The organism is Methylocaldum gracile, assembly GCF_053646815.1.
This window is the reverse complement of sequence record NZ_CM132196.1, coordinates 1,514,230-1,531,970: the sequence shown is the minus strand read 5'-3', so window position 1 is coordinate 1,531,970 and position 17,741 is coordinate 1,514,230. Positions and strand designations below refer to the sequence as shown.

Annotated in this window: 13 protein-coding genes; 4 read left to right on the top strand and 9 right to left on the bottom strand. The window is 61.3% G+C overall.

The genetic code is table 11. The annotated features are described in order from the left end of the window. Positions 1-138: 138 nt before the first annotated feature. From ACWJJK_RS06725 to ACWJJK_RS06700, 6 genes are all read right to left on the bottom strand, one after another. Positions 139-795 carry a hypothetical protein gene (locus tag ACWJJK_RS06725; RefSeq protein ID WP_156879797.1) on the bottom strand — a complete coding sequence of 219 codons (657 nt, stop codon included), beginning with the start codon at positions 793-795 and terminating at the stop codon, positions 139-141. Between the two features lie 186 nt (positions 796-981). Beyond that, positions 982-1,962 (bottom strand): HupE/UreJ family protein, encoded by a 981-nt coding sequence (locus ACWJJK_RS06720; RefSeq protein WP_454128771.1) that lies wholly within the window; start codon positions 1,960-1,962, stop codon positions 982-984. A gap of 14 nt (positions 1,963-1,976) precedes the next feature. Then, a complete protein-coding gene (locus tag ACWJJK_RS06715) occupies positions 1,977-2,966 on the bottom strand; it encodes a peptidylprolyl isomerase (protein ID WP_156879795.1) in 990 nt (329 codons plus the stop codon). Continuing rightward, positions 2,936-5,266 (bottom strand): DUF3604 domain-containing protein, encoded by a 2,331-nt coding sequence (locus ACWJJK_RS06710; RefSeq protein WP_454128770.1) that lies wholly within the window; start codon positions 5,264-5,266, stop codon positions 2,936-2,938. The genes ACWJJK_RS06715 and ACWJJK_RS06710 overlap by 31 nt, the downstream gene beginning before the upstream one ends. A gap of 441 nt (positions 5,267-5,707) precedes the next feature. Then, positions 5,708-6,733: a 2-oxoglutarate and iron-dependent oxygenase domain-containing protein gene (locus tag ACWJJK_RS06705; protein WP_156879793.1), complete on the bottom strand. Its 1,026-nt coding sequence runs from the start codon at positions 6,731-6,733 to the stop codon at positions 5,708-5,710. A 400-nt stretch (positions 6,734-7,133) separates the two neighbouring features. Further along, positions 7,134-8,306 carry an N-acetylmuramoyl-L-alanine amidase gene (locus tag ACWJJK_RS06700; RefSeq protein ID WP_156879792.1) on the bottom strand — a complete coding sequence of 391 codons (1,173 nt, stop codon included), beginning with the start codon at positions 8,304-8,306 and terminating at the stop codon, positions 7,134-7,136. A gap of 293 nt (positions 8,307-8,599) precedes the next feature. Between ACWJJK_RS06700 and ACWJJK_RS06695 the strand changes: the two genes are divergently transcribed. Continuing rightward, positions 8,600-9,511, top strand: a complete 912-nt coding sequence (locus tag ACWJJK_RS06695) for a carbohydrate kinase family protein (protein ID WP_086134135.1) — start codon at positions 8,600-8,602, stop codon at positions 9,509-9,511. A 114-nt stretch (positions 9,512-9,625) separates the two neighbouring features. Further along, positions 9,626-10,168, top strand: a complete 543-nt coding sequence (locus tag ACWJJK_RS06690) for a MarR family transcriptional regulator (protein WP_434130751.1) — start codon at positions 9,626-9,628, stop codon at positions 10,166-10,168. Positions 10,169-10,442: 274 nt separating this feature from the next. Here ACWJJK_RS06690 and ACWJJK_RS06685 read toward each other — a convergent pair whose 3' ends face one another. Next, positions 10,443-11,504 carry an AI-2E family transporter gene (locus tag ACWJJK_RS06685; protein WP_434113461.1) on the bottom strand — a complete coding sequence of 354 codons (1,062 nt, stop codon included), beginning with the start codon at positions 11,502-11,504 and terminating at the stop codon, positions 10,443-10,445. A gap of 221 nt (positions 11,505-11,725) precedes the next feature. Between ACWJJK_RS06685 and ACWJJK_RS06680 the strand changes: the two genes are divergently transcribed. Both ACWJJK_RS06680 and ACWJJK_RS06675 read left to right on the top strand, forming a co-directional pair. Continuing rightward, positions 11,726-12,472 (top strand): phosphatase PAP2 family protein, encoded by a 747-nt coding sequence (locus ACWJJK_RS06680; RefSeq protein ID WP_156879790.1) that lies wholly within the window; start codon positions 11,726-11,728, stop codon positions 12,470-12,472. Between the two features lie 100 nt (positions 12,473-12,572). After that, the gene (locus ACWJJK_RS06675; RefSeq protein ID WP_077730598.1) at positions 12,573-13,340 is read left to right on the top strand and encodes a PRC-barrel domain-containing protein; all 768 of its coding nucleotides are present in this window, start codon (positions 12,573-12,575) and stop codon (positions 13,338-13,340) included. A 60-nt stretch (positions 13,341-13,400) separates the two neighbouring features. On the opposite strand, the gene ACWJJK_RS06670 is transcribed toward ACWJJK_RS06675, so the two are convergent. Together ACWJJK_RS06670 and ACWJJK_RS06665 are read right to left on the bottom strand one after the other, a co-directional pair. Further along, positions 13,401-16,490: an efflux RND transporter permease subunit gene (locus ACWJJK_RS06670; protein ID WP_156879862.1), complete on the bottom strand. Its 3,090-nt coding sequence runs from the start codon at positions 16,488-16,490 to the stop codon at positions 13,401-13,403. Beyond that, the gene (locus tag ACWJJK_RS06665; protein ID WP_168183807.1) at positions 16,490-17,734 is read right to left on the bottom strand and encodes an efflux RND transporter periplasmic adaptor subunit; all 1,245 of its coding nucleotides are present in this window, start codon (positions 17,732-17,734) and stop codon (positions 16,490-16,492) included. The genes ACWJJK_RS06670 and ACWJJK_RS06665 overlap by 1 nt, the downstream gene beginning before the upstream one ends. Positions 17,735-17,741 lie beyond the last annotated feature (7 nt).

Genomic DNA, 17,741 nt, shown 5'->3' with positions numbered 1-17,741 from the left:
GGAGAATCGTTCAAATGCGTGGTAGAAGACCTGATGTTGATCGCGTCATTAACCTTAATAGGTATTGTCGTTACCCGTGTTGCAAAATCGGTAACGCGTCTTTCGATCCATCGTTCAAGAAAAGCCTCGGACGGCCATCTAAAGAATCTTGCGCCTTCGCCGAAAGCGAGAAGCCGCAAAGCCAATCAGCGCTAGGCCCGATGCGATACCGAACAGGCTTGCGATTCGTGTCGTCAAGCGCTCTACGCCGGAGTCGGCGCCGACATTGAGCGGGATTCTCAATGTGTCTTGATGCGGAACGGCACCTGCGCCGCCCTTGATCAAGTAGATCGCGTAATGCCCATTCGTATCAAGGTCAAAATGCGATTCGATGACACCTCTGGAATAAGTTTTGGCGAGAACCTCCGATATGGTGCGCAGATCCTTGAAGTTTTCAGCATCGCTTTCATCGCCGCCCGTAAACTCCTGTTCGACGATCCGGATGCCGATAGGCATGCTCCTCGGTTCGTTACCGACCAGATCCGCTGTAAAAAACACCTTGCCGGGTGTTGGTATATCTTGGCAGTACGAGCGGAATAACTCTTTCGTTAATCTTGCATCCTGGTTTTCGTCGGGCGGTTGGAGATGCACGCTGAAATAGACAGCGAAAAAGTCTGTGGAGGCCAGGCAGCCGATCCGGGCGTTGGTCATCTGCTGCGACGGATTATCGTTGTAACCTGGGCTGGTGCAAGCGGTCACGAGCGCCGTGCAAACCAATAGCGCATAGAGTCGGAATTCTGGCTGAAAAACTTTCATATGCGCCTCGTTAGCCTGCGTCACGGGGTTAGGAGAGCAGGCGGACATGGTAGAAGAACGAAGCGCGGTATTCCATAACCGTAATACGCTTGCTGTCCGTTATGCTCCTGCCATGGTTTTGGGGTCGAACACGATATTTTTGTCGGAGAATCATCGACGACAGATGCTGTATTGCTTCATCCTGATCTATACGGCCGCCCAGCTTCGCTCGAGAAGCCAGAAAGCGGCGAGGGAACCGATGGCGTAGGCGGGCATCAGCCGCGCAAACGAGTACCGGGCGAGCGGCATTTTCCGCAAGAACCTCCACATGAAGAGCACAAGAACGACGAATGCAATCTGACCGAGTTCGATCCCCACGTTGAAGGCGAATAAGGCCAAGGGAATTTCACCTTCGGGCAGGCCGGCTTCCGACAGCGCCCCGGCAAACCCGAGCCCGTGGAGGAGTCCGAACACTCCGGCCATGGGCCAGGGATAGGCTCGCAGCAGGCCGGTCTCTCCCGGCCTTGCCAGTTCCACGGCGAGCACGTAGATGCTGAGGGCGATCCCCGCTTCGATCGGCGCGGGCGGAAGCTTGACGAAGCCCAGAACGGCGAGCCCGAGGGTGACGCTGTGTCCCAGCGTAAACGCCGTGATGGTCCAAAGCAGCTTTCTGCCGCCGCCGACCAATAGCGTCAGGCCCAGCACGAAGAGCAAATGGTCGAAACCCGTGAGAATATGCTCGACACCCAGCCTGGCATACGAACCCAACACCGACAGCCTGCTTTCGCGGGCGGGAATCGTAAAACCGGGTTCGTCTCCGGTCAGCACATGGCGCATGGAGCGCCCGTCGGCGAGCCGTATCCGGAGGAGAACGTCCGCCCTGCTCGACGGAATGCCCTCGACCTCCACGGATTTGCCCACCAGTCCCTCTGGGCATTGAATCTCCCAAGTCGCTTCGATGCCCGTTCCCGCCTGCTTCACCGCCGGTCTTCCGATACCGTTGCACTCACCGGGGAGCACGGGACGGAGCTCGCTACCCATGACCCTCATGATGGGCTGTTTCCAGCGTATCGCCACGTGATCGCCGGATGTCTCCTGGAGCTCGAGCAAAGCGGAGGCGAACAAATGCGCCTCGGCCGGCACCGAAAACAGGATCGCCGCCGGCAACAGAAGCCTGAGCCAAAACATGTCGCGCCTTTCCATCATGACTGTCGACCGGGCACGACGATGTCGAACTCGGCCCGAAGCTGCTGCAAACGAAAAGCCAGCCATTCGTCGGCAAGCTTTTCCACAAGACGCCGTCGCACCTGCGTTTTGACTTCCGCCAGAGGGGGTAGATACGGTTGAGTCCGCTCGTGCACGTAAACGAGATGAAAGCCGTAGCGAGAGGGTATCGGACCGCTCCACGCGCCTTCGGGCGCCGTACTGAGAGCTTCCACGAAACGGTACCCGAAACGCCGCGCCAGATCCTTGTTAGTCAGCAAAGGCAGCGACGGCGGTCCGAAAGCCTTGTCGCCCAAGGCGGAAGCCGCTGCCGAAGGGTCGGCGCCCCGCTTCATTCTCTTGAGCAGCGCCCGAGCACGGGCTTCGGTTTCCGAACCGTGCGCCAGTCGGTTCACGGAAACCTGGGTGATGCGCGTCATCGCGGGAACCATGAAGGGTTCGGGATTGTTCTGCAAATACGCTTCCATCATCTCCTCGGTCGGCCGGCGCACCCGCACGGCGGCGCGGATCAGGCGCTTCGCCCCGTCGATCAGGATTCGCCGGACCACGGCGTCGCCGTGGTGGAGACCGAGTCCCTCGGCTTCCGCGGCCAACTCCGCCGGCGACTTGGCCTCCTCCGGATTCTGCTCCACGAAAGCCGCGATTTGAGCCAGTCGCCGCTCCGCCACCGGCTGTTTGTCGAGCCCCAAACGCAGGGCATATTGGTAAAGAACCTCCTCGTCCACTAGCGTTTCGAGGAGATGCTTGTCCTCTTCCGGCGTCGGCGTTCGCCGGTACGCCTCCGCGAACTCGCGGCGCGCGAGATCCACGCGATACGAGGGAATCACCAGCCGAGCCCGGTCGGGCTGGTCCATTCTTCCTTGCGGTGCGAACGCTGCGAACAGTACCGCTCCGATGATCAGAAAATGCAGTGCCGGCGAGCGAAGAGCTCTGTGACCTAGGGTGTGTACCAGATGGGTGAACTCCATGCCCGCTCCTGTATGGCCGGTTGCACGATGGGGGCCGTCGTCTGGTTGCTGCAACACGACGCTGCGTATTGAGCCTTGAGCTGATCGATTTCGTTGCCCTGTTGCAGCTTTTGGAGATCATCCCTGCACTGTTGCGGGCGCAGCGGATTCAGACCGAAAGCGTTCTGACACCAGAGCGTGCTGTAGCGGCACACGGGTTTTTCGATAACACGGGCGTAGTAAAACGCACGCTCGTCGGGCTTGAACTGTTTGTCTTCCCACACCGCGCACAGCGACTCGGCTCCTCCTCCCCTGAGACTGCAATCGGGGGTGACGCCGGCCTGAGGGAGGTTGGGACGCCCTCTTTCGCCGGCTACCGTGACGACCGACTCGTGCAGCTCGCCTGCCGCGTCATACCACCCCTTGATGATCTGGATCTGCTCCAGCGGCGTCCGGATGAAATCGTCCCACCAAGCCGCCACGATGAACCGCGGGGCTTTGGCACGGGAGGGTCTCGGCGGGAGGTCGCCGCCCATGGGGACTCCGTCGGCATAGCCGGTCGGCACGAAATCCTTGCCGCACATGGATTTGTCGAAGTTCCAGCCTCCGAAGAAGCGCAGGACGATCCGCGTTCCGCTGGTCCCGTAAGTCTCCTTGCGCTTCAGCGCCTCGAAAATGGAGTCGCGCGAATTCTCCTCCGCCCACGCCACGGAGTGGCCGCCCGAACTGTTTTGGATGGTGGAGGGACGCTGCACGGGGACCGCATCGTCGATGCCGAGGTGCCCCGGAAACCTTTCGTTCTCGGGATGCCAGCTCATGGTGCCGTTATGCGAATCCGAGGACGCCACCACGCCCATCTTGAAGGGATTGACCCCCTCGAATTGCTCCTCCGCCAGTTTCAGTCCGTCCTTCCAGACATTGCGGACGAAGGCGCGCTCGTTGAAAGCCGACGGCGGCAATCCTCCCGCCGACCCACCGCTGGTTCCGACGCCCGAAGCCGCGGATAGGGAGGTCGTGTCCAGCAGCTCGAAATTGCAGAATTCATCCGCCGTGTCGACACCTTCCTTGAAGCGGGGATCCCAACGGCACTCGCTGCTTCCCTTGTTCTGATAGATCTCCACGAGCGGCTCGAACTTGGCGCGTCGAATCGCATCCTCTTTATTGAACGGAGTGAAAAACATCGGAGGAACGAGCCCCATGCCTCCGCCGAGGTTGGAGTTGTGCGGAATGGTCAGGAACTCGCAACGCGTTCCGCGGCCGTCCGTAACGTTCTGCCCCATGGTGCAGTCCCGCTCCAGGCCGTTCCAAAGCCGTTCCGGAAGCGGAAACGTGACGAATTGACCGGGCGGGACCGGAAACACCTCGGGATCGTCGGGAACGATGCTGCCCACGAAGCTGGGCGGTTCCCCGACACCGCCGGGACCGCCGGAAGTCGGACTCTCGTTGAGCCTTACGGCCATGTCGATCGCGGTAATGGGCCGTTTGACCACCCTGTCGTTGCGGAAAAAGACGTTACGATGCCAGTTGGTTCCCAGCGGCGTGGAAGTCACCTCGTAGGCGTTGAACGTGGTGAACGAACACCGGCTGCTCCGGTCGTAGAACTCCTCCGCCGCCGCCTGGTGCTCCTGCCATACCGCGAGTTCCGCCGAATCGCATTCATCCGGGTTGTTCACGCAAAGCGGCATCCGCGTCATCTGGCTCACCGGACCGAGGTTCATCATGGTGAGCTGCGTGAACGCATTGGAGGCCAGTTCCCGCTGGAGTTGATTGAACGGCGCGGTGGCCGGAGTCGAAACTTCTCCTCCGAGCGGCTGCCAATAGAATCCGTTGATCATCCGGCAATCCAGTGAGAAACGTCCCTCGGGGTCGGCGGGGTCGGGAGTTCCGAGAAGGTCCTTGCAGATGCCCATCTCGCCGAAGTGCTCCGAATGATCGGTAACGCCGCCCCAATCGATCGGCCGGTCTATGGTGGGCCTGCGCAGATCGTTCGGCAAACCCAGCTCGGGAATCTCGACACCCTGGATTCCGATGATGTTCGGGAGCGTTATCGGGCTTTCGCCCCTGGCGAACGCATAGGCTCCGCGCGGATTGTTGCCGGCCTGTTCGTCGACGAAACGGATGCTCGCGTCGAAAGAGAGGCCGGTATGCAGATGGGTCACGCCGAAAAAGGGTTGGCGCATCGGATCATAGTTGTCGCAACGGGGGCGATAGGCTTCCGGTTCCGTGACCTCGAACGCTTCCCCGACCGTCGGCCAGGCCAAGAGCACCGCGTTCAAGGAAATGGCGAGTGTGACGCGCTTCGACAGAGAGCAGGTTTGCATGTGAAGCTCCTCCATGTATCCGCCGGGTATCCGGCGTTTCCTAGCCGGGTGCAATGGCACCGGATCATCCATGATCGGCTTCCGGAAAAACTCTTCAATCGTGCCGGCGACATTGACACCGAGCGGCAGATCCACCGCGGCAAAGACGTAGGAAGCTTGGCTTGCCTTTTGGTTACTTCGTCCGGCAACGTGAATAGTTAGCCTGTCACGTCGCAAGGGCGCGCGGCTTGCTACGCGAACTGAAAGGAAAAACCCGCCGAATATTCGGCAGTGCCTGTCTAGCCCATTAAAAAAGAAGAATTCGCCCGGGGTCGTGGGCATTATGGGTTGACAATATTTTGCTAGAACATCCGTACATTTGCTGACTCGACCGTGAGGCATTCGGCGCCGGTTGGTTTACAGGAAAAAATGTTCCTCGCATTCACGTCTAGGACGCCATTTTCAAATCACGCTGCCCCCGAGTGCCGGGAAGACTTTGCCGACCTTGTTGAGCAGGTAGTCGCCGTAGGTGCCGGTAAAGGCGTGGACGCTCGATCGGTCCCACCGGGACTCTTGATCGTCCATGACGGGCTCCAAGTCGGGACTCTCGATCCGTTTTACTTCCGCATCGAAATTCGGATCGAAAAAGAAGGGAAAGGACAGCCGGGAGCGACCGGCGGTATTACGGACCCGGTGAGGCGTGGAGCGGTAGCGACCGCCGGTCATTCGATCGAGCATGTCGCCGATGTTGCACACGAAGGCTCCGGGAACAGGCGGGGCCGCGATCCAGCCCGACTTCGACTTCACTTCCAAGCCGCCGGCGTCATCCTGTTTGAGAATGGTCAGCAGACCATAGTCGGTGTGTTCACCCACGCCCCAGCTGGGCGGAGTACCCACGTTCGCCGGCTCTGGCGGATAGTTGAAGATGCGGAACAGGATCAGAGGATCGGCGGTGTAGCGGTCGGCGAAGTAGGACGCTTCCAGCCCCAAGCTGAGCGCAATGCCCTGCATCAAGGTTTGCCCGAGTTGCGTCATCGCCGCCGTATACGCGAGCACCGTTTCACGAAATTCCGGGATGTTGGCGGGGAAGAGGTTGGCGCCATGCAGAGGAACGCCGGCCTGGACTCTCGGATCGTCCGCCCCAAGCTCGGCACCGAAATAGAGACCTTCCTTGAGGTCGGGCCGTCCGGAGGTGAGCTCGCCTCCGACCGGAAAATAGCCGCGCCAGGCTCGGCCGGCCCGTTCCATGCGGAGCTCCAGCTTCGTTTCGAGATCCTGTGCAAAAAATTGTCGGCTGAGCTGCTCCAGCCGGTCCTGAAGCGCTTCATCGACGCCGTGGCCCTTGATGTAGAAAAAGCCCATGTCGAGGCAGGCATGTCTGATCTGCTCCGCCACCGTCTCTTTATCGCCGGTGCCCGCTACCAGGGCGTGAACGTCGATGATAGGAAGATTGGAAACCGATTCGGATCCAGCTTCGGTATGAGTCATGGAAACCTCCCGAGGCGGCTGCCGCAGTTTTTCCGAACACGCGGGTATGCCTCTAATTCTCAAATCGCTTTCAATCCGGAATTCATTTTCGTAGGGTGGGTTAGGCGCACATCAGCACTGACCGATGGCCGATCACTGCGCTTCGCGTGCGCCGTAACCCACCGAGCGACCTTCAATCGATGGGTTACGCAGAGCCTGTCCCGAGCGGAGACTAGGGGCTAACCCGCCATCGATGGGTTTCGCTTCGCTCTACCCATCCTACGATGAATATTATCTCGAATGCCGAATGGAATTACGTCGGGAAGGGATTTCCGACCTACTTGTGACACCGTTGTAGGTCGTCAATCCTTTGCCGACGGACACTGCACCCACGACGCGCTACACCAAACCGGAGAATGCTTTAGTTCCCGCTGACCTTGGTCGGCGCCTTGGCCGAGAAGAACTGCCGAATCCCGTAAAATATCGCGCGGCAAATCTTCGTCTGATGGGCGGCGTCTGCGAGCTTGGTCTCGCCTTCCGGGTTGGTGATGAATCCGGTCTCGACCAGAATCGACGGGATATCCGGCGATTTCAGCACGACGAATCCCGCCCGCTGCACTTCCGGATGGTGCATGGGGAAGCTCTTCTTCAGTTCCCACAGCACGGCGGATGCGGCTCGCGCGCTCGCCTCGGCGGTGGCGGACTGGGACAGGTCGAGCAGCACTTTCGCCAAGGTGCCGTTCTTGTCCCGCAAGCTCACGCCGCCTATCAAGTCGGCCGCATTTTCCCGTTCCGCCAGCCAGCGCGCCGCCTCGCTGCTGGCCCCGCGCTGGGACAGCGTGAACACCGACATGCCCCGAGCCAGGCCATGCACGTAGGCATCGGCATGCAAGGATATGAACAGGTCGGCCTGCGCCTCTCGGGCTTTCACCAGACGTTCGCGCAGACTGAGAAAACGGTCGTCCTTCCGGATCATCACGGGCTTCATGCCCGGTTCCGCGTAAATCATGTCTTTCAGCTTGCGGGCCATGGACAGCACCACGTCCTTTTCCCGACGGCCGCCCGGACCGATGGCGCCGGTGTCCTTGCCGCCATGTCCCGCATCAATCGCGATCACGCGGATCTTGGGTTTTCTGGAATTTCGGCGGGCCGGCGCATGTGCTGTCTTCGCGGTTTTGGTCGCGGCACCGGCTTTGGGGGTCTCGGAATCGATCAGTTCGACGATCAGCCGGACTCCCTTTCCGGCGGGGCTGATAAACGTCCGGTGCGAAACCGGGCGCTTCAGGTCGACCGACAATCGAAGCCTTTCCTTGTGAGATGTCGTGCGGATCTTTCCCAAGAAAGGATGCGATGCTGGCGGCTGCTTTACGCTGACTCCGAGCTTGGCATCGGTAATATCCACCAGCAGCCGCTTCGGTTCGGCCCAGCGGATCACCCGGTATTCGGGTTTACCGGTGAATTCAAAAACCAAACGCGCCCGATCCGCCTTATCCGCAGCTCGCAATGCCGTGAGCCGGACCGGTTCGGCCGATACCGACGCTGCGAGGACCATCAGCAAGACGAAACAGCCCGCTCTATCCACAAATCGCGGCATGATTCCGGGAATAGATTTTTTACTAACTCGGCGGGTAGCAGAGATTGTTCTTCGTAACGATTCGAAACGCTCAGGCGTCGGCCGTATCCACAATCAGCCGTGGAGCGCTTCCCGCAGCGGGAGACGTGCAACATACCCGCCCTATTTTTTGATTTCAAAATGTTTGCACGAACCTGTCAACCCGATTTATCGTACTCCCATAGGTAAAACTACTGATTAGCGCGCCTTGCCCGGTAGCCTAGACGGCCGGAACAGGGCGTTCAGCTTTATTTTATTTTGACATCAAAGTAGACATGACCGAATTCACTGTATCACTGAGACCGGTCCTCTTCGGCGAACTGCTGCTCGATCATTTTCCCGATGGCTCGGTTGTGCTGGGGGGGGCTCCGCTGAATGTAGCCTGCCACCTCCGGGGACTGGGCATACAACCCTTGCTGATAAGCCGTATCGGCGAGGACGAGGGTGGAAAACTTGTTCGCGAGGCGCTTCACGACTGGGATCTGGACGAACGGGGCGTGCAAATCGACCCCGAGCGCATGACGGGAGCCGTGCGGGTGCACATCGAGAAGGGGGAACCCGTGTTCCGCATTCAACCCGAGCGGGCCTACGACTTCATCGAAGCGCACGACGTCCCTCAATTTCCGTCGGGAGGCGCCATCCTGTACCATGGCACCCTCGCCGTGAGAAATCAGGTCTCACGCCAGGCGCTCGATTATCTCATCAAGCGCCATCGTCCCCCGATATTCCTCGACGTCAATCTCCGTTCGCCCTGGTGGAGCGTCGAGCATTTGTGGACCCTGCTGGAACGGGCGAACTGGATTAAATTGAACGCGCAGGAATTGGACACGGTAACCGATATTTACGGCTTGTCCGGCAAGCTTCCCGAAGAGCGCGCCGAAGCCTTGCGAGCCCTCTGCGACGCGGAATACGTGGCGGTGACCCTGGGCGAATCGGGAGCATTCGCCGTCTGCGCCAACGGAAATACGGCTCGGGTGCGTCCCGACGCGTCGATAAAGGTCGTGGACACCGTCGGCGCGGGAGACGCGTTCAGCGCCGCGCTGCTGGTCGGCTTGATGTGGCGTTGGCCCTTGCAGGACGCGCTGGAACGGGCCCAGGAATTGGCCGGATTCATTTGCGGCGTCAGGGGCGCGGTCAAACGCGATCTGAGCTTTTATCGAAGGCTGCGCGAATCATGGAAGATATAATCCCGAAACGGTAGCCGGACGCGCCCGGCTTCAAAACTATCGTCGACGGCTTCGGACGGCATGTCATCCGCCTGAAGCTAGCCCGCACATTTACCGACTCGCAGGAACAGTGGCGTGAAACAGGCTCAACCGCTCACCGGCGCTCCCATGGAAATTCACGAGCAGGTCCTGGTGGAACTCCGGCGCATCGTACAGGCGCTCGATTTGCAATCCAAGCAGTTGCAGAAAGCTGGGCTGACCGGCTCGCAGCTGCTGGTGCTGCGTGCCCTGGAAAAGCGCGGAGCGCTGACGGCCCACCAGCTCAGCCGGGCCGTCAGCCTCAGCCAGGGAACCATCACGTCTATCCTGGACCGCCTGGAACTGAAGGGCCAAATCCGGCGCGAGCGCAGCGCGGAAGACAAGCGGCGCCTGACCATCACCCTCACCGACGCCGGCCGGGAGGCACTCCGGCATGCGCCCTCGCTGCTGCACGTCAACTTCGTGGCCGCCTTCCGGCAATTGAACGACTGGGAGCAAACCCTCATTCTCTCCAGCCTGCAACGGGTCGCCGGCATGATGGACGTATCGGCGACCAAGGCGAAGCCGTCGGCCGATTCGGAGATCGGCGAAGAAGAACGTGCATTGCTTGCCGAAAACAGCAACGAGATCGGATGCTGAACCGAAACATTTTCCGGACAGCGCACGATCGATCCGCGGCTAGCCTCATTCGGATCTGTTCCCCACATGCGTGGGAATGGCCCCACTGCCATTAAGTTAAGCCGTCATACTGGCAGGGATGCCAGTATCCAGGGACAAGGATGTTAGCCCGCTTGCCATCCATGGACGCTGGATTCCGGCCTCCCTGCCGGAATGACGGACATCTCTTCTTAACTTAATGGCAGTGGGGAATGGCCCCTGCGACAGAAATCACAATCGAACCGCCCAGACGCCTTTAGGGCATCTCGACGGATTCTCCCAATACGTCCCTCATATACAGCATCTGCACCAGCACCATGATGACCACCACCAGCGGCGGCGCGAGCAGAAGTCCTAGGATGCCGAAGCTTGCGCCCATGATGAGTTGGGCGGTCAGCAGCAGAGCCGGCGGCAGGGAAACAATCTTCTGTTGGATGAAGGGCGTGATCAGATAACCTTCCAATGCCTGGACCACGAAATAGAGGATGGCTACATAGAGTACCGTCGGGCCGCCCTGGGTGAGACCGACCATCATCGCCGGCACGGCCGCAATCAGCGGCCCGATATTGGGCACGAAATCCAGGGCGGCGGCGACAAGACCCAAAATAAACGCGAACGGCACTCCCAGCGCCATCAGCCCGACGCCGATCAACACCCCCACGGCGAGCATGGCTGCGATTCGCCCGATCAGCCACCAGCGGAGTGCATTCCCCATCCGGTTGAATGCCTCCCAAACCTGTCCTCGGCGCCCCTTGGGAAACAGATGAACCGTGCCGTCGATGTAGGTCTTGGGATCAGCGGCGAAATAAAGCCCCAGCACGATCACGATGAAGAGGCTGCCCAAGGCGCCGAATGCGGTCGAAAAAATCCCGGCGATTTTCGATAGCTGCTCGGGATCTGTGAGGGTACTACCCGCCCTGGATAGCCTATCGATCACCGCGGTTCCCCACGGATATTGCTCGAGCGTGTTCCGTAGCCGGTCCAGCGCCGCCGGCAACTGCTGGAACAACTGGTAAAAACCGTCGGCGATGGCGGGTCCGTACAGCGCCAGGATCAGCACGAGCAAGCCCAGCAGTATCAAGACCACCACCGTCAGCGACCAGTTCATGGACAAAGGCGTATGCCGGGTGATGAACTCGGCAAGCGTACGGAGGAACAGGGCCAGGAGGAGACTCGCGAAAACCAGCAAAAGAATCTGCGACACCTGCCAAACCGCCAGAAGCAGCGCAATGACGGCCGTACCCGCGACTGCGACGATGAGCGTCCGCTTGGTCAGCAGTCCGCTGGGAGTCCGTGTCTCGCTGGTCTCATGATCCATTATTACGCCCCTTGCCGGCATTCCGGCTTTGCCGTAGAACTCGATCGAGCTGCCGACAGCATGTTGCGGGCTCCCCGCCGGTTCGGTCGAATGAAAGGCGCTTTTACGGGGACTTACTAATAAGGACCAAGCGGAAAGTGGAATTATCCCCGCCCCGCCGTGCCGGAGAGTCCATGGAATTGTCCAAATCATGATCATCAATCGAGATACAAGCGTTCGCCATGTCCATGTCTCAACGATTCATCGTCTCGCTCAGGCCGCTGCTCGGCGCCGCGGGATCCGCCGTTGCTCGCGAGTTTCGAACCCTTGTGCTGATTCTCTTAACCGGGGCGGGAATCTGGGGGTTCATCGAACTCGCCGACGAGGTCGCCGAAGGTCAGACGCGCGCCGTCGACACCGCCATCCTGCTGGCCTTGCGGAATCCCGCCGACCCGGCCGACCCGATCGGCCCGCGATGGGTCGAGGAAATGTTCCGGGACTTCACCGCCTTGGGCGGCGTTAGCGTGATCGTATTCATCACGCTGGGCGCGGCGGGCTATCTCGCCCTGTTGCGAAAACACCGGACCGTGCTCCTCTTGGCTATCGCGGTCGGCGGCGGCCTGCTTATCAACACCTTGCTCAAGCTCGGCTTCGACCGCCCCCGCCCCGATCTCGTACCCCATGGCGCATACGTCTACACCGCAAGCTTTCCCAGCGGCCATGCGATGCTGGCTACCGCCACTTATCTGACTCTGGGCGCCCTGCTCGCCCGAGTGCTGCCCGATCGGCGCACCAAGTTTTTCGTGCTGACGATGGCCGTCGTGCTCTGCTTGCTGGTCGGCTTCAGCCGGGTGTACTTGGGTGTCCACTGGCCGTCCGACGTCGCCGCCGGCTGGATGATCGGAGCCGCCTGGGCATTGATCTGGTGGCTGGTGGCCCGCTGGCTGCAAAGAGAACGGATCGTCGAGGAAGCGGAGAACGGGAGCTAAATGCTCGTGCCGAAACTTTCCGCCGTGTTTCGTTACCTAAGAGGCAGCTTCAAGTAGTGCGCCGATCCGGCATGTCGGATACCTCGAGTTTGGAGGATTTATGTTGAGAAGCGTCAAGGAAATTGTGGGATATGTACTGGGGGCGAAAGACGGCGACATCGGCCGCTGCGACGATTTTCTGTTCGACGATCGCGATTGGGTGGTTCGCTTCATGGTGGCCAAGACCGCCAAATGGCTGCCCGGACGCAAGGCGGTCGTTTCGCCCGCGTTTCTCGACCAACCCGATTGGACCCACAGGCGTTTGCCCGTGCGTTTGACCAAACAGCAAATCGAAAACTCTCCGCCGCTGGACGAGCACGCCCCGGTATCCCGAGCGTACGAGATCGAATATTGGCGGCATTACTCGCAGCCCCCTTACACCGGCATCTTGTCGCCCTATGGCTTGGGTCCCGGCGGCTTCGGCGCTTACCCCTGGCCCGGCGGAGTCGTCGACCCGACACCGGCATCTGTGCCCGGGACCGAGATCCGGGAACCGAAAGAAGAGCATTTGCGTTCGGTAGAGGAAGTGACCGGCTACGACATCGCCGCCACCGACCGGGACATCGGCCAAGTGGACGATTTCATCGTGGACGACCAGGCTTGGGCGCTGCGCTATCTGGTGGTCGACACGGGCCATTGGCTGCCGGGACGCAAGGTTCTGGTGGCGACGCCTTGGCTCGGTTCAGTCGATTGGACCGCACAGCGCCTGCATGTCGAACTCGATGCCGAAAGCATCCGCAACGGGCCCGAGTTCGATCCGACAAAACCGGTCAACCGCCGCTACGAGATCGAGATCCACGACTATTATGGTCGTCCGTATTATTGGTGATAGAGCGATCGATGCGGTTCGAAGAGCTCACCGCGTCCTACGATTAAGCGACAACAGGTTTCAGGTCTCCTCACCTTGTTCACCCTTTTCCGATCCGGCCCGCTCGCTGGCGATAACGGTATAAAAGGCCGGCACCACGAATAGCGTGAACAGCGTGCCTATGGCCATGCCGGCGCCCAGCACGAAGCCGATGGCGAAGCGGCTTTCGGCGCCGGGTCCGGACGCGAACCAGAGCGGAATCATGCCGACCAGGGTCGCGATCGTGGTCATCAGGATCGGGCGGAGCCGGATCGCCGCCGCGGTCTCCATCGCCCGGCGGCGGTCCAGCCCCTCGCGCCGCTGGACCTCGTTGGCGAATTCCACCAGGAGAATCCCGTGGCGGATGATGGAGCCGATCAGCGTCAACAGGCCCACCTGGGTGTAGATATTGACGGTGACCACCCCGAGCGCCATGAACAGCAGCGCCCCGGCCAGCGACATGGGCACGCTCACCAGCATGATGGCGGGATCGCGGAAGCTTTCGAACTGCGCGCCAAGGACCAGATAGATCAGGATCACCGACAGGAAAAACGCGGTGACCAGTTCCGCGCCCTCCTGGACGTACTGCCGCGACTGCCCCTTCCAGTCGGTGACATATCCGCCGCCGGGCAAGATTTCGGCCACGGTCGTCCTCAGGAACTCCACCGCTTCGCCGAGCGTCACTCCCGGCGCCGGAACCCCGGACAGCGTCGCTGCATTGAGCTGGTTGAACCGGGCCAGTTCCCGCGGCTGTACAGTTTGCGTCAGGCGGATGATGGTGGAGGCGGGAATCAGGCTGCCGTTCCGGGCGCGGAGATAATAATTCTCGAGCTGCTCCGGACGAAGCCGATAGACGCGTTCCACCTGGGGAATGACCCGGTAGCTGCGGTCACGGACGCTGAAATAATTGACATAGCCGGCGCTCAGCAGCGTGGAAAGATCGCCGCCTAATTGCTGCATGTCGATGCCGAGATCGGCCGCCTTGGCACGGTCGATCTCCACCTGCACCTGGAGCCGGTCGTAATGCAGATCGGTTTCGATGAAGTCGAATTTGCCGCTTTGCCGCGCCCGCTCCAGCACCCGCTGCACCGCATCGTAGAGCGCCTCGGTTTCCTCGGTGGTACCGATGACCCACTGTACCGGGGTTCCGCCGCCGGCGCCCGGCAGCGCGGGCGGCGGAAACACCGCGCTCTGGAGGCCGGCGACGCCGTTCACCCGATCCTGCAATTCGGGCATGATGTCGAACTGCGTTTGCTCCCGCTCTTCCCAGTCTCGCATGGACATGCCGGCGAAAGCCTGATAGGCGCTGCCCACGCCGCCTCCCCCCGGCACCACGCCGTTGATGACGAACGAATGGTCGGTGGCGTCGAAATCCTGAATGATCTCGCCGACCCGGCCGGTCCAGCGTTCCAGGTAGTCGATGGAGACGTTGGGATCAGCGGTGGCCTGCACGATGAGAAAGCCTTGGTCTTCCGTCGGCGCCAGCTCGTCCTCGGCGGCGGTATACAGAAAAAAGCAGGCGACCAGTACGACGCTGCCGAACAGCAGCACCAACCAGCGCTGCTCCAAAGTGTAATGGAGGAGGCGGCCGTAACGCTCGGCCACCCATCCGAAGCCTGCGTCCACCCGGCGGCTGAGCCCGCGTTTCCCGGTTTCCCGCCTGAGCAGCTTGGAGCATAGCATGAACGACAGGGTCAGGCCGACGACGCCCGAGATCAGCGTCGCCCCCACCACGGTAAAGGCGAATTCGGTGAAGAGATTCCCGGTCAGTCCGGTCATGAAGCCTATGGGTGCGTACACCGCCACCACCACGATGTTCATGGCGACGATGGGCGCCGCCAGTTCGCGCCCGCTCTCGATAGCGGCTTCAAACCGGGTCTTCCCCTCCTCCATGTGGCGGTGGACGTTCTCCACGATGACAATGCCGTCGTCGACCACCATGCCGATAGCGAGGATCAGCGCCAGCAAAGTCAGGAGGTTGATGGTAAACCCCATGACCAGGATCAGGAACAACGAGCCCACCAGCGACAGCGGCATGGCCACGGCGGGCACCAGCGCGGCGCGGGCCGACCCCAGGAACAGGTAGATGACCCCGGTCACGATGCTCAGCGCCTCGGCCAGCGAAACCAGCACCTCGCGCATCGAGTCGCGGATGAAATCGGTGCTGTCGTAGACGATGACGCCGCGGATGCCCGCGGGCAATTGCCGCTGGATATCGGGAAAGACTTCGCGCACGCGCGCCGCCGTGTCCAGGGTATTGGCCGTGGGCGCCGCCTCCACGGCGATGAACACTCCCGGAACCCCGTCGAAATACACCGAGGTTTCGTACGATTCGGCACCCAGGGACACCTCCGCCACGTCCCGCAAACGAATCAGCGCGCCGTTGTCCTCCCGCACCACCAGCCGCTCGAACTCCTCCACCGAATGCAGGTTGGTCGCGGCATCCAGCGAGATCGAGAGGGTCGCTCCCTTGGTCGCGCCCACCGCCGCGATGAAGTTGTTGGCCTCGAGCGCCGCGCGGACGTCTGTCGGCGTGACCCGGAATGCCGCCATGCGCTTCGGGTCCAGCCAGATGCGCATGGCCACCGTCTGCCCGCCCAGGACCGGCGCCTCCTGAACGCCGACCAGGGTCTCCAGGCGCGGCCGAACGGCGCGGTTGAGATAATCGGTCACCTGGTTGCGTTCCAGCACCTCGCTGTAAAAGGCGATGTACATGGCGGCGGTCGGCTCGCCCGGAGTGACGGTGACGATGGGGTCCTCGCTGCCGGGCGGCAACTGGTTCCGCACTTGGTTGATCTTGGTGATGATCTGGGCCACCGCGGCGTTGGGATCGTAATTGAGCAAAAGCCTCGCCCGGATGGTGCTGGTACCCTGGACGCTGGTGGATTCGAGATAGTCGATGCCCTCGGCGGTGGCGATGGCCTGTTCCAGGGGCGTGGTGATGAATCCTCTGACCAGTTCCGCGTCGGCGCCGAAATAAGGGGTCGAAATGGTGATGACCGAGGAGTAGGTCTCGGGATACTCGCGGACATTGAGGGTTAGAATCGACCGCAATCCCAGCATCAGAATCACCAGGCTGATCACTGAGGCCAGCACCGGCCGCTTGATGAAGAGATCGGTAAAGCCGCCCATCACGGTCCCTTCGGTATGGGGTCGACTTCCGGCAGCACGTCCCGGTCCGAGATGAGCACCCGCGCCCCGTCGCTGAGCTTGAGCTGACCCGAGGTGACCACCCGGTCGCCGGGCGCGACGCCCTTCAAGATTTCGACGCGCAAACCCCGGCGCTCGCCGGTGGTGACAAAAACCCGTTGGACCCGATGGATACGCTGGTCCGGAGCCCGAGCGGAAGAAACCGCCGAATCGTCCGGATTTCCGCTATCGTCGGCACCGCCGGCCGGCAGTGCCGGAGCCGCCCCGCCCCCTTCCCGTATCACGAACACGACGTCGCCGTACGGGCTGTAGCTGATCGCCGTGTTGGGAACTGCCAGCACCCGGCGCTCATCGGGAAGCGTCACGACCACGTCGGTGAACATGCCCGGCCGGAGCAGGCGTTCGCGGTTGGGGAGCGTAGCGCGCACGCTGAAATTATGGGTTTCCCGGTCGATCTGCGGGCTGACCGCGCTGATTTCGCCTTCGAAAACCTGATCGGGGTAGGCGTCGACCCGCACCCGGACGGGCAGTCCCGGTCCGATAACGCCGTAATGACGTCCGGGTAAGGTGAAATCCGTGTAGATGGGGGCGATCGACTGCAAATCGACCACGGCCTGTCCGGGTTCAAGATATTGTCCCAGATTGACGTAACGGAGTCCGAGAACCCCGCTGAACGGTGCCTCGATCCGCTTTTTGCCGATCAGGACCCGCTGTTCCCTAACCTGGGCTTCAAAGGTTTCCACCCGGGTCGCCGCCTGCTCCCGTTCGGATTGAGATACGAAGCGCCGCTGCGCCAGTTCGCGGAACCTAGCCAGATCGCGGCGCGCCTGTTCGGCCTCGGCCTCGAGGCGCTCCAGCCGCGCCAGGTCCACATCGGTCTTGAATTGCACCAGGGTCGCGCCCTGCTCCACTTCGGCGCCCGATTCGAACCCGATGGTTTCCACCATGCCCGCCACCTCGGTGGTCACTTGCACCCCGTGCACGGCGACGAGGTTGCCGATGGCGTCCAACTCGGTCCGCCAGATCTCCGGCTCGGCACGGGCTGCCGTCACGGTGACGGGAGGGATCTCGAACGGTTCAGCCGGTCCGCGTTTACCGACAATCTGCGACCAGAGCCAATAAGCGACCAACGCCAAGACAGCCAGAACGGCGAGTCCTACCAAGATCCGCCATCGCCCCCCCCTGCCGAACGCGCTCTCCGTTTCATGCGCCGAACGCCGTGCCATTCGCCGC

Bases quoted from the DNA above. Each gene is read 5' to 3' on its own strand.
- ACWJJK_RS06685 (WP_434113461.1), bottom strand. From the start codon at position 11,504: ATGGATCATGAGACCAGCGAGACACGGACTCCCAGCGGACTGCTGACC.
- ACWJJK_RS06695 (WP_086134135.1), top strand. From the start codon at position 8,600: ATGACCGAATTCACTGTATCACTGAGACCGGTCCTCTTCGGCGAACTG.
- ACWJJK_RS06680 (WP_156879790.1), top strand. From the start codon at position 11,726: ATGTCCATGTCTCAACGATTCATCGTCTCGCTCAGGCCGCTGCTCGGC.
- ACWJJK_RS06675 (WP_077730598.1), top strand. From the start codon at position 12,573: ATGTTGAGAAGCGTCAAGGAAATTGTGGGATATGTACTGGGGGCGAAA.
- ACWJJK_RS06670 (WP_156879862.1), bottom strand. From the start codon at position 16,490: ATGGGCGGCTTTACCGATCTCTTCATCAAGCGGCCGGTGCTGGCCTCA.
- ACWJJK_RS06705 (WP_156879793.1), bottom strand. From the start codon at position 6,733: ATGACTCATACCGAAGCTGGATCCGAATCGGTTTCCAATCTTCCTATC.
- ACWJJK_RS06665 (WP_168183807.1), bottom strand. From the start codon at position 17,734: ATGGCACGGCGTTCGGCGCATGAAACGGAGAGCGCGTTCGGCAGGGGG.
- ACWJJK_RS06700 (WP_156879792.1), bottom strand. From the start codon at position 8,306: ATGCCGCGATTTGTGGATAGAGCGGGCTGTTTCGTCTTGCTGATGGTC.
- ACWJJK_RS06720 (WP_454128771.1), bottom strand. From the start codon at position 1,962: ATGTTTTGGCTCAGGCTTCTGTTGCCGGCGGCGATCCTGTTTTCGGTG.
- ACWJJK_RS06710 (WP_454128770.1), bottom strand. From the start codon at position 5,266: ATGCAAACCTGCTCTCTGTCGAAGCGCGTCACACTCGCCATTTCCTTG.
- ACWJJK_RS06725 (WP_156879797.1), bottom strand. From the start codon at position 795: ATGAAAGTTTTTCAGCCAGAATTCCGACTCTATGCGCTATTGGTTTGC.
- ACWJJK_RS06715 (WP_156879795.1), bottom strand. From the start codon at position 2,966: ATGGAGTTCACCCATCTGGTACACACCCTAGGTCACAGAGCTCTTCGC.